General features: G+C 63.5%; 17 protein-coding genes. 8 read left to right on the top strand and 9 right to left on the bottom strand.

Annotation, left to right across the window (positions count from 1 at the left end; genetic code table 11):
* The first annotated feature begins 3 nt into the window (after positions 1-3).
* Complete coding sequence (locus tag HBA54_RS07715; RefSeq protein ID WP_167223134.1) at positions 4-1,065, top strand: ABC transporter ATP-binding protein; 1,062 nt, start codon at positions 4-6, stop codon at positions 1,063-1,065.
* Entirely contained in the window at positions 1,062-1,673 is a 612-nt protein-coding gene (locus HBA54_RS07710; RefSeq protein WP_167223131.1) for a histidine phosphatase family protein, read from the top strand. Before HBA54_RS07715 ends, HBA54_RS07710 begins: the two co-directional genes overlap by 4 nt.
* Before the next feature lie 53 nt (positions 1,674-1,726).
* Here the strand turns inward: HBA54_RS07710 and HBA54_RS07705 are convergent, their stop codons facing one another.
* Together HBA54_RS07705 and purE are read right to left on the bottom strand one after the other, a co-directional pair.
* On the bottom strand, positions 1,727-2,821 hold the full coding sequence (locus tag HBA54_RS07705; protein WP_167223129.1) for a 5-(carboxyamino)imidazole ribonucleotide synthase: 1,095 nt from the start codon (positions 2,819-2,821) through the stop codon (positions 1,727-1,729).
* A gap of 25 nt (positions 2,822-2,846) precedes the next feature.
* The gene (gene purE, locus HBA54_RS07700) at positions 2,847-3,359 is read right to left on the bottom strand and encodes a 5-(carboxyamino)imidazole ribonucleotide mutase (protein WP_167223127.1); all 513 of its coding nucleotides are present in this window, start codon (positions 3,357-3,359) and stop codon (positions 2,847-2,849) included.
* A gap of 250 nt (positions 3,360-3,609) precedes the next feature.
* Between purE and HBA54_RS07695 the strand changes: the two genes are divergently transcribed.
* Complete coding sequence (locus HBA54_RS07695) at positions 3,610-4,344, top strand: GGDEF domain-containing protein (protein WP_205944486.1); 735 nt, start codon at positions 3,610-3,612, stop codon at positions 4,342-4,344.
* 26 nt (positions 4,345-4,370) lie between these two features.
* Here HBA54_RS07695 and HBA54_RS07690 read toward each other — a convergent pair whose 3' ends face one another.
* Positions 4,371-4,577: a YdcH family protein gene (locus HBA54_RS07690; RefSeq protein WP_167223125.1), complete on the bottom strand. Its 207-nt coding sequence runs from the start codon at positions 4,575-4,577 to the stop codon at positions 4,371-4,373.
* A gap of 335 nt (positions 4,578-4,912) precedes the next feature.
* On the opposite strand from HBA54_RS07690, the gene HBA54_RS07685 reads away from it, so the two are divergent.
* Both HBA54_RS07685 and HBA54_RS07680 read left to right on the top strand, forming a co-directional pair.
* A complete protein-coding gene (locus tag HBA54_RS07685) occupies positions 4,913-6,010 on the top strand; it encodes an ATP-dependent 6-phosphofructokinase (RefSeq protein WP_167223123.1) in 1,098 nt (365 codons plus the stop codon).
* Positions 6,007-6,543 carry a TIGR02444 family protein gene (locus HBA54_RS07680; RefSeq protein ID WP_167223121.1) on the top strand — a complete coding sequence of 179 codons (537 nt, stop codon included), beginning with the start codon at positions 6,007-6,009 and terminating at the stop codon, positions 6,541-6,543. Before HBA54_RS07685 ends, HBA54_RS07680 begins: the two co-directional genes overlap by 4 nt.
* Before the next feature lie 75 nt (positions 6,544-6,618).
* Here HBA54_RS07680 and HBA54_RS07675 read toward each other — a convergent pair whose 3' ends face one another.
* The 3 genes from HBA54_RS07675 to HBA54_RS07665 all read right to left on the bottom strand — a co-directional run bounded on the left by HBA54_RS07675 (position 6,619) and on the right by HBA54_RS07665 (position 8,355).
* Complete coding sequence (locus HBA54_RS07675; RefSeq protein ID WP_167223119.1) at positions 6,619-6,906, bottom strand: YciI family protein; 288 nt, start codon at positions 6,904-6,906, stop codon at positions 6,619-6,621.
* Positions 6,907-7,055: 149 nt separating this feature from the next.
* A complete protein-coding gene (locus HBA54_RS07670; RefSeq protein ID WP_167223117.1) occupies positions 7,056-7,499 on the bottom strand; it encodes a MarR family winged helix-turn-helix transcriptional regulator in 444 nt (147 codons plus the stop codon).
* A gap of 259 nt (positions 7,500-7,758) precedes the next feature.
* Complete coding sequence (locus tag HBA54_RS07665) at positions 7,759-8,355, bottom strand: UbiX family flavin prenyltransferase (protein WP_167223115.1); 597 nt, start codon at positions 8,353-8,355, stop codon at positions 7,759-7,761.
* Between the two features lie 91 nt (positions 8,356-8,446).
* Between HBA54_RS07665 and HBA54_RS07660 the strand changes: the two genes are divergently transcribed.
* Positions 8,447-8,617 carry a YdcH family protein gene (locus HBA54_RS07660; RefSeq protein ID WP_167223113.1) on the top strand — a complete coding sequence of 57 codons (171 nt, stop codon included), beginning with the start codon at positions 8,447-8,449 and terminating at the stop codon, positions 8,615-8,617.
* A gap of 815 nt (positions 8,618-9,432) precedes the next feature.
* Here the strand turns inward: HBA54_RS07660 and HBA54_RS07655 are convergent.
* Positions 9,433-9,846: a DM13 domain-containing protein gene (locus tag HBA54_RS07655; protein WP_167223111.1), complete on the bottom strand. Its 414-nt coding sequence runs from the start codon at positions 9,844-9,846 to the stop codon at positions 9,433-9,435.
* Positions 9,847-9,981: 135 nt separating this feature from the next.
* Here HBA54_RS07655 and HBA54_RS07650 point away from each other — a divergent pair, with 135 nt between their 5' ends.
* Positions 9,982-10,563: a TetR/AcrR family transcriptional regulator gene (locus tag HBA54_RS07650; RefSeq protein ID WP_167223109.1), complete on the top strand. Its 582-nt coding sequence runs from the start codon at positions 9,982-9,984 to the stop codon at positions 10,561-10,563.
* Positions 10,564-10,663: 100 nt separating this feature from the next.
* Here the strand turns inward: HBA54_RS07650 and HBA54_RS07645 are convergent, their stop codons facing one another.
* Positions 10,664-12,295 carry an acyl-CoA synthetase gene (locus HBA54_RS07645; RefSeq protein WP_167223107.1) on the bottom strand — a complete coding sequence of 544 codons (1,632 nt, stop codon included), beginning with the start codon at positions 12,293-12,295 and terminating at the stop codon, positions 10,664-10,666.
* Between the two features lie 299 nt (positions 12,296-12,594).
* Complete coding sequence (locus HBA54_RS28655; RefSeq protein ID WP_205944485.1) at positions 12,595-12,951, bottom strand: helix-turn-helix domain-containing protein; 357 nt, start codon at positions 12,949-12,951, stop codon at positions 12,595-12,597.
* A gap of 207 nt (positions 12,952-13,158) precedes the next feature.
* Between HBA54_RS28655 and HBA54_RS07635 the strand changes: the two genes are divergently transcribed.
* Entirely contained in the window at positions 13,159-13,383 is a 225-nt protein-coding gene (locus tag HBA54_RS07635) for a helix-turn-helix domain-containing protein (RefSeq protein WP_167223105.1), read from the top strand.
* Positions 13,384-13,559: the final 176 nt, after the last annotated feature.

Here is a 13,559-nt window from a genome sequence, read left to right as displayed (position 1 = left end):
ACGATGATCAGAATATCCGATCTCACAAAGCGCTTCGGTGCCGTGGAAGCGGTCCGCGGCGTCAGCCTGGAGGTTCCCCAGGGCGCCTTTCTGGTTCTTGTCGGGCCGTCGGGCTGCGGCAAGTCGACCATGCTGCGGATGCTTGCCGGCCTCGAGGCGCCGAGCGGCGGCACCATCGAATTCGACGGCAAGATGGTTTCCGACGGCAGCCGCGAATGGACCGTCGAGGCGTCCCGGCGCAACGCCGGCCTGGTGTTTCAGTCCTATGCCCTCTGGCCGCACATGACCGTCGCCGGCAATGTCGAATGGCCGCTGAAGGTGGGGAAGTGGGCAACGGCCGAGCGCGCCGCACGGGTGGCCGAGGTGCTCTCGCTGCTGGCCATCGACGACCTTGCCAACCGCTTCCCGAACGAGATCTCCGGCGGCCAGCAGCAGCGTGTCGCCATCGCCCGCATGATCGCGCCGAAGCCCGGCATCCTGCTGTTCGACGAACCGCTTTCGAACCTGGATGCCAAGCTGCGGGTGGAGATGCGCACGGAGCTGTTGAAGATCCACCGGGCAACCGCGGCAACCTCGGTCTACGTGACCCACGATCAGGTGGAGGCGATGACCATGGCCAGCCATGTCGCCGTCATGAACCACGGCCTTGTCGAGCAGTTCGGTGCGCCGGAGGATCTGGTTGCGGAGCCGGCGACATCCTTCGTCGCCACCTTCCTGGGGACACCGCCCAACAACATGATCGCCGTGGAACCCTGGGAGGGCGGTGCGCGCCTGGCGGGCGGGAGCCTGCTGCCGGGCTTCGCCCTGGAGCGGCCGGTCAATTTCATGTACCGGGCGGAGGACCTGAGCCTTGCCGAGGCCGCCAACGGCCGAACCCTGGCCCTGGAGTTCGCCGAGGCCAGCCCGATTGCCGGCCGCTACATGGTCACCGGCATCGTCGGGGACCTGCGTTTGACGGCGATTGTCGACCGGGCCCCCCATCTGGCCCCGGGCGATACCCTGCACTTCAAAATCCCGGACAAGCCGGCGGCGGTCTTTGCCACCAGCGGGGAACGGCTCTCATGATGCGGTTGTTGCTGGTGCGTCACGGACAGTCGGTATGGAACGCTGGCCGCATCCTGCAGGGGCAGGCGGACATACCGCTGAGCGACCTCGGCCGCGAACAGGCCGCGGCCCTTTCGGACACGGTTCAGGGGCTTCGCCCGCAGCGGATTCTGGTGTCGGATCTCAAGCGCACGCGCGAAACAGCCGAACTGCTGGGTTTCCCCGAGCATGAAGTGGAAAGCGGCCTGCGCGAGATCGACGTCGGCGACTGGACGGGGCAGTACATCGACGATCTGGTCGCTGCCGATGTCGAGGCCTATCAAGGCTGGCGCGCGGGAACCTATACGCCGCCCGGCGGCGAAAGCTGGGGTCTGTTCAAGGACCGCACCGCCGGTGTGGTCTCCAAACTGCAACGGCCCGCTGCGGGAACGGTGCTGATGGTTGCCCATGGCGGGGTCATTCGTGCCTTGCTGGAAAGCCTGCTGGATCTCAGTCCCGCGCGCATCGTACCGGTCGGCCCGGCCAGCATGACCGTGCTGCGCCTCGGCCCGCCCAACGGCAAGGCCGACGTGCGCCTGGAGGTTTTCAACTACACACCCAAGGCACCGGTGTTCGACGCGCCTGATTAGTTTTTTGGAACTTACAGCGGGCTGGAACCGCCTCGACGTAAGTCGAGAAAGACCTAACGCCGGATGAGGCGGGTGACGTGGCCCATCTTGCGGCCCGGGCGCGGGGCTGCCTTGCCGTAGAGATGAAGCTTGTTGCCGGGGTCGGCCAGGATCTTGCGCCAGTCCGCCACCTCGTCGCCCAACAGGTTCTTCATCACTGCGTCGCAGAGCCGCTCGGTCGAACCCAGGGGCAGGCCGGCGACGGCGCGGATGAACTGCTCGAACTGTGAGGTGATGCAGGCGTCGATGCTCCAGTGGCCGGAGTTGTGCGGCCGCGGCGCCATCTCGTTGACCAGCACCTTACCGTCGTGGGTGACGAACATCTCCACCGCCAGCAGGCCGACCAGCGCCATTTCCTGCGCCAGGTGGCGGGCGATGGCTTCGGCCCGGTCGGAGACGTCCTGGGGCAGGTTCGCCGGCACGATGGTTTCGTCAAGAATGTGGTCACGGTGACGGTTCTCCACCGGCACGTAGGTCCGCATGGTCCCGTCGCTGCCACGCGCCACGATGACCGAGATCTCCATGCGGAACTGGACCAGGGCCTCGACGATGCCGGCGGCTTCTGCGGCATGGCCGCGCATGGCGGCCCAGGCTGCGTCAAGGTCGCTGTCGGCTTCGATCCGCACCTGGCCTTTGCCGTCGTAGCCCAGCTCGGCGGATTTCAGGATGCAGGGCGTACCGATCTCGGCCACCGCCTGTTTCAGCCCGGCCAGGTCGTTCGCCGGGCGATAGTCGGCGGTGGGCACTGAAACGCTGCGGCAGAAATCCTTCTCGCGCTGGCGATGCTGGCAGATGCTCAGCACCTTCGTTCCCGGCCGCAGCGGCACCAGGCCCTCCAGCAGTTCGACGGTCGCCAGGGGAATGTTCTCGAATTCGAAGGTGACGACATCGACCGCGCCGGCAAAGCGGGTCAGCGCCTCGCGGTCGTCGTAGGCGGCCACGGTTGCCGCATCGCAGACCTGGTTGGCGGGTGCATTCTCGTCCGGCCCGTAAGCGTGACAGCGATAGCCCAGGCGCGCGGCGGCAAGCGCCGCCATCCGGCCGAGCTGGCCGGAGCCGAGAATGCCGATGCTGCCACCCGGGGCGAGCGGTCCGTCAAGGTCGGGCAAGGGGGGCTTCCTTCGGTTTGGTTGATCAGGCTTCGTCTTTGGGAATCTCGGCAACCGCCGCTGTCTGTTTGGCCCGCCAGTCGTCCAGGGCGGCGGCAAGCACGGGGTTTGAAAGGGCCAGCACCGCGGCAGCCAGCAGGCCGGCGTTGGTCGCTCCGGCCTTGCCGATGGCAAGGGTACCCACCGGGATGCCGCCGGGCATCTGGACAATCGACAGCAGGGAATCCTGGCCGCTCAAGGCCCGGCTTTCGACCGGTACGCCAAAGACCGGCAGGGGGGTCATCGCGGCGGCCATGCCCGGCAGATGGGCGGCGCCGCCGGCGCCGGCGATGATGACCTTCAGGCCGCGCTCACGCGCGCCGGCGGCATAGTCGTAGAGCCGCTGAGGGGTTCTGTGCGCGGAAACGATCCGCTTCTCGTAGGACACGCCCAAGAGGTCCAGAACCTCTGCCGCGTGCTTCATGGTGGGCCAGTCCGACTGGCTGCCCATGATGATCCCGACCTCTGCAATCCCGGCCTCTGCCGCAGTTTCGGCCATTGTCTCGACTGTCCCCCGTCTTCTGATGCGGCAGCGCTGCCACGACTGTCCTGCTGCCTGAACGCCCCGAAAGGCCGGGCATTATCCGGGCTCTCCCCCGGTGAGGCAAGCGATCCCGGCCACCGCAGAGGGCTGAAATCCGCCAAAAGCCCCTTATGAAGGAAGCGTTTACCATCACAGGATAAGCTTCGTGCTAGAATCAGGTGTCGGGCTGCCTTCAGGGGCCTGACCAGCAGTATTGGAAGGCGTGATGAAGGTCCGTAACACAGGTTCTCCGGCCCCCGTGGCCGGCGCCTCGGCGGTGCAGGCGGAGAACGCCTATCGCAAGGCCGATGCGGCCGCCGTGCGCCCTGCGGCGGCGCCTGAGGACGTGGCGACCGTCATGGGCATACCGGAAGCCGAGCTGACGCCCAAAGTTCGCCAGGCGCTCCAGCAGTTGATGGTCGAGGTCTATCAGTTGCGCCAGGATTTGGACGAGGCCAAGCAGCGCGTCGGCTATCTGGAACAGCTTGCCGATCAGGATACCCTGGCGCCGGTCCTGAACCGCCGCGCCTTTATCCGCGAGTTGACCCGCATGTCGGCCTTTGCCGAACGCTATGGCGCCGCCGGCAGCGTGCTCTATTTCGACGTCAACGGCATGAAACAGATCAACGACGGCCACGGCCACGCCGCCGGAGACGCTGCCCTGAAGCGGATTGCCGAGGTTTTGCTGCGCAACGTCCGGGCCTCCGATGTGGTAGGGCGTCTGGGGGGCGACGAGTTCGGCGTCATCCTGGCCCAATCCGATCTGGAGGTTTCCAATGCAAAGGCCGAGAGCCTGGCCCAGGCGATTGCCGCCGAGGAGATCGAATGGAACGGCGGCACCCTCAGCCTGTCGGCGGCCTATGGCGTCCATCCCCTGAGCGCGGGTCAGAAGGTTGACGAGGCCCTGGAAGCCGCGGATCGGGCGATGTACGTCAACAAGCGCAGCAACCCGCGGGATTGAACGGTCCCCAACACCGCCGTCGCGGCCTACGCGATGATGTCCGGCAGCAGGGCGTCTTCCAGTTTCAGGATCTGATCTTTCAGCGAGAGTTTGCGCTTCTTCAGCCGCTGCAGCTGCAACTGGTCGAAGGGCAGCGTATCCGAAAGATGGGCGATGACGTCGTCGAGGTCGCGGTGCTCGGTCTTGAGCTCCGACAGCTTGCGGCGCATCTGTTCGAAATCGGGTTGATCCATGGCGATCTAAGGCGTTCTACCAGCCGTGACTATAGCGCTTCGGAGAGGTTTGGGGGAGTCCCAGACGACGCATCCGGCCGGGCGATCGGGTTTTTAGGGGGCGGGCCTGGGCCAAATACCTTGTGAACCTCCCCGGATTGCCTTCCGGCCAAGCCGCTGCAAGCTGCTATAGTCTATCAGGAAAGGCAAGGACCTACAGTGTCTGATGGGCTTGAATTCAGTTAAAACGAAGCCCGAATCAGGCATTCTATCGGAAGGCTTAGGGGGCACTTCACGGTCTTGATTACTTTGGCCGGAAAGGATCGCCCCCTTTTGGGGTGACGGGGACAGCAAAGATGGTAAAGCCGAGGCGGATCGGGGTTCTGACCAGCGGTGGCGACTGTGCCGGGTTGAACGCGGTGCTGCGCGCGGTGGTCCACCGGGCGGTGGAGGGTTTCGGCTGGCAGGTGGTCGGTATTCATAACGGCACCGCCGGCCTGCTGGCCCGGCCGGTGGAGGCCGAGACCCTGGAGCTCAATGTTTTCGACGGCAATCTGCTGCGCCGCGGCGGCACCATCCTGGGCACCACCAACAAGGGCGATCCTTTCGACTATCCCATGCCGGACGGCAGCCGGGTGGATCGCTCCAACGAGGTGATCGAGGGCTACCGTGCCCTCGACCTGGATGCCCTGATCGGCATCGGCGGCGACGGCAGCCAGGCCATCCTGCAGCGCCTGGCCCAGCAGGGCGGCATCGACCTGATCACCATCCCCAAGACCATCGACAACGATCTTGGCCATACCGAAGTTTCCGTGGGTTACGACACGGCGGTGAAGGTTGCGACCGATGCCATGGATCAGCTGCAGCCGACCGCGGCCAGCCATTCCCGCGTCATGGTGCTGGAGGTCATGGGCCGCGACGCCGGCCATATCGCCATCGCGGCGGGTATCGCCGGCGGCGCCGATGTGATTCTGATCCCGGAGATCGGCTACAGCCTGGAGGGCATCGCCGCCAAGATCGAAAGCCTGAAGGCGCGCGGACGCAACTTCGCCCTGGTGATCGTCGCCGAGGCGGTGAAGACCGAAACCGGCGAGGCGGTGCGCCAGCGCCAGGGTGACGGCAGCTTCACCTATGGCGGCATCGGCCATTACCTGGCCGAGCGCATTGCCGCCGTGACCGGCTCTGAAACCCGCATCACCGTGTTGGGCCACCTGCAGCGCGGCGGCCCGCCGACCGACCGTGACCGCCTGATGGGATCGGTCTTTGGGGTCTATGCGGTGGACCTGATCGCCGCCGGGCGCTTCGACCGCATGGTCGCCTGGAACAACCGCCAAGTGGTCGACATCCCCATCGCCGATGCCATTGCCGGTTATCAGGCCGTCGATGTCGACGGGCCCCTGGTGCATACGGCCCGGGGGCTGGGTGTTTATCTCGGTGAGGGGATAGGGGAATGATCGCGACTGCGCCGGAGAACCCGTTCTGGGATTTCTCCCTCAAGGCCTATGACAGGACGGGCGTGGCGGCGGCCTGCCTGGCGCTGCAGGAACGCTATGGCATCGACGTCAATCTGCTGCTTTTCGCGGCTTGGGCGGGGCACTGCGGGCGCGGCCTCAGCGCCAACGAAATGGCCGGGGTTATTACCGCTGCCGCGGCCTGGCAGGTTGAGGTGGTGCGCCCGTTGCGCGCGGTCAGAGGCTGGCTGAAGCAGCAGGCCGAGGTGCCGGAGGATCTGGGGCAGGACCTGCGCGGACAAGTGAAGGCGCTGGAGCTGCAGGCCGAGATGCTGGAACAGCTCCTGTTGCACCAGACGCTGGCCATCGAGCCAGGCGAACCCGATCCGCGCCTCGCCGCCGCCAACATGCGTCTCTATCTTGCGAGTTTCGTCTCCAAACCCAGCGACGCCGATACCGCCGACCTCGCCGTCATCCTGCGCGGTGCCTGTCCAGAAGTCACGCCGCTGGAGGCGATTTGGTCGCTGGGGAACTGAAGCGGCACATCCGGAATAGGATTGGTCCTTGGAGTTTGACCGCAGCCCTGGCCGCATCTTGTGGGCGGTTCATGTTCAACCCAGCAGGAAATCCAGCCTCGCATCCGTCTTCGATGGTGTGATCTCCAGTATCTCCGCTTCCACTATCTTTTCGGCCACAAAGGGATCGGCCGCCACTCTGCTTTGCAGATCCGACCGCGATGTATTGTGCGCCACGATCCCACCGCCCAGACTGGGCTGCAGGCTGCCGGTCAGCGCGAACACGCCATCGTCAAATCCGCGCTTGATCCAGTCGTTGTGACCTTCCATGAACCGGCTGGCTTCACTTTTGTTGTCCGAAAACTTGAGTACTACGACAAACATCTGATGTGGGTCTCCCTCTGTGGAATGTTTTACTGGTTGTGGCGGACGGGAATTGCCAGGGGCCGCTTCATCTGGGGTTCTCCCGGCTTCGAGCAGTTAATGTTCTTAGCTGTATTTTTCATACATGTAGTATTTGGCAAAAAATCGGGCTACTTGACCGCCGCGAGTGCACGCTGAAGCGTAGCGTGGTCCATGCCGCTCAAGGTCTTTGCCAGCTCGGCCTGTACCTTCGTGACTTCTTTCGCCCCAGCCGCCTGGCGCTCGGCCCCAAGCGGCGTCACTTCGGCCCTGATCGCCCGGCGGTCCTGCGGGTCTTCCACGCGTTGCACCAGGCCATCGGCCTCGAGACGGTCCATGAGCTGCGTGATGTTGGAGCGCACGCAACTCATTTTCTTGGCACATTCGCTCAAGCTGAGCGGTTCGCCCGCCTCGACCAGATGCAACAGCATCCCGAACTTCGTAAGTGTCAGGCTGACCGGCGCCAAAGCCTCCTCCAGGCGCTGCTCGACGGCGCGCCCGGCATTGACGATGGAAAACATGAGCTGGCGATCCTTGTCTTTCTGGCCGCCGCGCTTGGGTCGAGTTTGTTTCATATATGAACTATATAGGCATGATGCAAATTACAGTCAAGCGGCAGCTTCAAACCCTGGCTTTCTAAGTTCTCTTAGGAGGTGCTGCGCCAAACAGAGCCCTGAAGCGCCGACTAGATCGGATCATGTTTTGACGGAACCACTTCGTGGTTGCGCCAAAACATGTGAATCCGATCGCCATCAAACAGTTAGAGCAGATTCACCCGGTCGCCAGATATCCCAGGGGATCGCTTCCGGCGATTCCATCCGACCGGGATCTGCTCTAGCCTCTGATCGGCCGCACCTTGCCGGAGTCCTCGCCCCAGCGTTTCACCTTGCCGCTTTCCAGGCCGAAGAGGTCGAGCACCCGACCGACGGTGTGGTCCACCATCTCGTCCAGCGACTGCGGGTTGGCGTAGAAGCCCGGCACCGGCGGTGCGATCACGGCGCCCATTTCCGACACGGCGAGCATGGAGCGCAGGTGCCCCGTGTGCAGCGGTGTTTCGCGCAGCATGAGCACCAGGCGGCGGCGTTCCTTCAGCACCACGTCGGCGGCGCGGGTCAGCAGGTTCGAGGTGACGCCGGAGGCGATCTCCGACATCGAGCGCACGGAGCAGGGGGCCACCACCATTCCCAGGGTTTGGAACGAGCCGCTGGAAATCGCCGCGCCGACATCGCCGACGGGATAACTGACGTCGGCCAGGGCGGTGACGTCGGCCACCTTCAGGTCGGTCTCGTAGGCGATGGTCAGTTCCGCCGCCTTGGACAGCACCAGATGACTCTCCACCGGCAGATCGCGCAGGGTTTCCAGCAGGCGGATACCGTAGCGCACGCCGCTTGCACCGGAAATTCCAACAATCAACCTAGAGGTGTTGTGCATAAGTTAACTGACCCTTTGGGTTGTCGATATTTGCAAAATTACACTTTTGCGTCTAATATGGAGTCGTACCTTTGGCTCATTGGAGGTCCGAATGACAGCGGATGAGCGTGTCTCGTCATTGCTTACAAAGCATGCGGCTATCGATCACGCAATTGACGAGGAAAACCAACGGCCGCATCCCGACGACCTGCGTATTCATGAACTTAAACGCGAGAAGCTCCGGATCAAGGACGAAATCGCGGGTCACGACAGCCATGTCTAGCGAAACGCCCACACAAAGCCTCAGTCACGAATACTAACATCAAGGCGCTGATAGAACGGCCGCCAGGCAGGCGCGTGCCGGGGGAATAGCCCCTTCGGGAGCGATAAGCAGCGATCCCAGGCGCGACCCAGAAAGCCGGACAAATCTGGGACAAGCAGGCTAAATCGGGAAAGACCGCGTCCCCCGCCCTCGACACGAGGCACCGGGGGGCGCGGTTTTTGTTTCTGGGTGGAGGAAGATGCCGGCCAGTGTAGCGGGTGCCGTCGGCGGACTCGGTCGGAAGTGCTGGAGCGTGATCCTTATTGACTGAAACAATCGGGAACGGGGAGTGTCTCTCCAACTTGCCGAAGCACGGGCTGCCTCACGTTCAATCCTCGACCTAAATTGAAGCGGTTCCGCCCAAGGGCGGATCGTGTTTAATCGGAACCACTTTCGTGATTCCGACTAAGCATGTGAATCGACTCTGCATCAAATGGCCAGAACGGATCCACCGGGTTAATCGATCGCCACGGGTGATTCCATCTAACCCGGGTCTGCTCTAGAGAACGCCCAGAAGCGCCAAAGCGACGGCAATCTGGCAAATCCATCCAGCGGTGAAGGTCAGGGTGAAAGGGCCAGGTTGTCGGACGAGGGATTCCCCAGTGTTTTCATCAGGCCGAGGACGGCCATGCGGTTCAGTACATAGGGTGCCCAGAACAATGCCGTCATCAAAGCCGTAAGCGTAAGCCAGAAAAGTTCGCTGGTCGTTGCTGCTTCCTTCAAAGGTTATGACGGTGGAGAGGTCTTCTCCACCGCCGCTGCTGTATGTTCGATGACTACTTGAGGTTCGCGACACCCAAGGGGACAGTGAAATCCGCGCACCAGACATAGAACTCGCTGAAATCTGCCGGGTTGATGCCGGCGGGGATCGCGTAAACCTGCAGGCCGGTGTTGGCGTCCAGTTTGGTGAATTCCGTCGCCTTGTCGAAGGTCGCGTTGTTACCGAAGCCGAGCGACGGGGCCGGCGCACCGTCGAGACTGAAGTCGGTTTCCAGCACGGCAATGTAACCCGACGCCGTCTCGATGATGGAAACGCCACCGGTTGTGACGTGATCGCTGAGGCCCGAGAACTTGCCGGACTTTAGCACCTCGGTGTGCGACGCGGCCTGCGCGGGGCCCGCCGCTGTGCCGAGATAAACCGTTCCGACACCGGCGATGACGGCGAGCGCGAGCATGAAATTCCTGAGCATGGTGGGTCCTCCTTAGGGGGGTGAGAGCGAAAACCTTTATTCTTGACCAATCGGTCCTTAATGATGATATAAATGTCTAATGTGGACTGATTGGTCAAGAATAAAGCTGTCACGAAGTCGAGAGGAGAGACCTTCATGGCAAGGTCGCGGGAGTTCGATGATCAGGCGGCGGTCAGCGCGGTCGAGGATGTCTTCTGGCGCTGCGGTTACGAGAGGACGTCCTATGCCGATCTGATGAAGGTGACCGGCCTTGGTAAAGGCAGTTTGTATGCTGCCTTCGGGAACAAACACGCGCTCTATTTAAGGGCCCTCGATACATACATTGCGCGTGAGGTCGCGGCAGTTGCGCTCGTTCTGACGGCGGAAGAAGAGGAAAGCCCTCTCTCGGGAATCGATCGGATCAGAATGTTCCTCGACGTGGTCATTGCGGCGGTTGAAAAACGGGGTGATCGCCGGGGGTGTTTTCTGTGCAATGCCGCAGTCGACATGGCGCCTCATGACAAGGGTGTCGAAGCGGTCGTTAAAGTCGCGATGGATAAAATGCGTGACGCCTTGCAAGAGGCTCTGAGGGAAGTGTTGGACGAAGAGCACAGAAAAGCTGCGGCCGAGCATCTCCTGGCAGTGTATCTGGGCATGCGTGTTCTGGCGAAAGCAGGAACGCCTGTTCCGCGGCTTCGGCTTGTCCGGGACACGGCCCTAAAGGATCTTGCTGGATAGACCGATGCCATCGGTAGGACGCCGTGCCTTCAGCGTCGGCAACGCCCCATCCATCAACGGCAGAATGGAGAGAAGCTTCTCCCTTGGTATCGTGGCGGCGTTACAGTTCCCGGGCCTGATCGCGCAGCACGAACTTCTGGATCTTGCCGGTGGAGGTTTTGGGCAGGGGGCCGAAGATCACCGTCTTGGGGGCCTTGAAGCCGGCCATGTTCTCGCGGCAGAAGGCGATGATCTCGCTTTCACCGGCTGAGGCCCCGGGCTTCAGCTCCACGAAGGCGCAGGGGGTCTCGCCCCATTTTTCGTCGGGCCGCGCCACCACGGCGGCGGCGGCCACCGCCGGATGGCGGTAGAGCGTGTTCTCGATCTCGATGGAGGAGATGTTCTCGCCGCCGGAGATGATGATGTCCTTGGAGCGGTCCTTCAGTTCGATGTAGCCGTCGGGATGCCAGACCGCCAGGTCGCCGGAATGGAACCAGCCGCCGGCGAAGGCGGCCTCCGTCGCGCTGGGGTTTTTCAGGTAGCCCTTCATCACGATGTTGCCGCGCATGAAGACCTCGCCCAGGGTTTCGCCGTCGCGCGGCACCGGCGCCAGGGTTTCGGCATCGGCGACCATCAGGCCCTCCAGAACCGGGTAGTTCACCCCCTGGCGTGACTTCAGCGCCGCCTGCTGCTCCATATTCAGCCCGTCCCACTCCGGATGCCAGGCGCAGACCACGGCGGGCCCGTAGACCTCGGTCAGGCCGTAGACGTGGGTGACCTCGATGCCTTCGTCGGCCATGGCCGCCAGCACCGCGGCGGGCGGCGGCGCGGCGGCGGTCATGAACTTCACCTGATGATCGAAGCTGCGCCGCTCGTCGCCGCCTGCGTTCAGCAGCAACTGCATGACGATGGGCGCGCCGCAGAGGTGGGTGACGCCGTGATCGGCGATGGCGTCGTAGATCGCATCGGCGCGCACCTGGCGCAGGCAGACATGGGTGCCGCCGAGCGCGGTGATGGTCCAGGGGAAGCACCAGCCGTTGCAGTGGAACATCGGCAGGGTCCAGAGGTAGACCGGCTGCGGGCCCATGCCCCAGACCTGGATGTTGCCCAGGGCGTTCAGATAGGCGCCGCGGTGGTGGTAGACCACGCCTTTGGGGTTGCCGGTGGTGCCGGAGGTATAGAGCAGGGAGAGCGAATCCCACTCGTCGCCCGGCAGGTGCCAGGGAAAGTCCGGGTCGCCGGAGGCGAGAAAGCTTTCATAGTCGGTTTCACCCAGCAGCTCGCCCCCTGCGCCAAGCGGGTCGTCGATGTCGATCACCAGGATATCGTGTTCAACCTGGGCCAGGGCGGTTTTGATGGTGGCTGAGAATTCCCGGTCGGTGATCAGTACCTTGGCTTCGCCGTGGTTCAGGATGAAGGCGATGGTCGCCGCGTCCAGGCGCACGTTGAGCGCGTTCAGCACCGCCCCGGCGGCGGGCACGCCGAAGTGCGCCTCCAGCACCGGCGGGGTGTTGGGCGCCATCACGGCGACGCAGTCGCCCTTGCCGATGCCGCGCTTGGCGAGGGCGGAGGCGAGGCGGCGGCAGCGTTCGTAAACCTCTTTCCAGGTGTAGCGGCGCTCGCCGTGGATCACGCCGATGCGGTCGGGATAGACCGCCGCCGTGCGCGGCAGGAAGCTTAAGGGCGAAAGCGCCTCATGGTTCGGCGGCCCCCGGTCGAGGCCCGCTTCGAAGGGATTGCCGAGGCTGTTCATGGTGTCGCGGAGCCGTTTTCCCTGATCCCCGCGTCATTGCGGTCGTCCGTTCTACACCGCCAAGCCGATGGCCGACAACCCCGCCCGGCCCGGAACCCCGTTCCACAGACAACCGTCCCGCGCGGGCTTGACCGGCACGTCCATGCTTCGGCTGATCTCGAATCGTCTCCGCGCAGGCCATCCCCTTCACCCTCCCTCTCCCGCAAGGGACGAGGGGTTTGGAGCAGCTTTGTTGTTTCCCCCTCTCCCCAGCGCGGGAGAGGGCCGGGGTGAGGGGGGTCGTCTCGGCTCCGACGGCGCTACCGGGGCGGCATGGCGAGGCAGACGCCGGGGCCGCCGCTGCTGTCGCCGTCGATCAGCAGCACGCCGGCGGAAATGAAGGTGAGGCGCAGCAGCCGGGCCATGACTGGCTTCACTGCGCAGTGGCAGAGTTCGAAATTGCAGAGCGTGATGTAGTGGATGCCGCAGCGCTCGGCGAGTTCCTCGCGGCTCCATCCCAACATCGCCCGGGCCGCCCGGCACTGCTGGCCGGTGATCCGGGCGGGCTCCGGCGGCGGGGTGCCGGTCTTGTGAATGTCGGCGGTGGTGTGGTCCGGGGTGTCGTTTTGGAGGGCGCTGTTTTCTGGCGAATCCATGATAAAGCTGTGCTCAGCCATGCCTGACTCCTAGTGTAGTCGGGTTGTGGTCAGGCGCGGGCGGGTGTTTATACCACCCGTTCGCGCCGCTTAATTCGATACCTGAGGTTCATCCTAATACCTTAGGTTCTTCTTTCCAACTCAAATCCTCAACGCCCGGTTTGTTTTTTGAGGCGATATTTTTGATACAGCCTTGAAGGTTTGGTATCGCTTCCTACAATCCGCCTCATGACTCCTCGACAGTGCCGTGCGGCGCGCAGCCTCCTGGGTTGGACCCAACAAGAACTGGTAGAAGCCTCCGGTGTTTCCATGACGTCGGTGCGCAATTTCGAACGCGGCGCCAGCCAGCCGATCCGCGCCAACTTGGCGGCGCTGAAGGCCGCCCTCGAATCCGGCGGCATCGTCTTCATCGAGGCCAATGGCGGCGGTATCGGCGTGCGTCTGAAGGACTAGCCGCTACACGGCCCCGCGCCACACCCTCCACCGTCATACTCGGGCTTGACCCACTGGTGTCCGGTTAAGACTAGGCCCACTGGAGGACCATCTGATCGGGGTTGATCGGAGGCTCTGGATCGGACTGGATCAGGCGGTCGATGCGCTTTCGGTGCATGAGATTGGCGCGGACGAGG

The sequence above is a fragment of the Pelagibius litoralis genome (genome assembly GCF_011683915.1).
Taxonomy (GTDB): domain Bacteria; phylum Pseudomonadota; class Alphaproteobacteria; order Kiloniellales; family Kiloniellaceae; genus Pelagibius; species Pelagibius litoralis.
The sequence above is the reverse complement of the archived record's forward strand: the minus strand, read 5'-3'. Positions and strand labels throughout refer to the sequence as shown.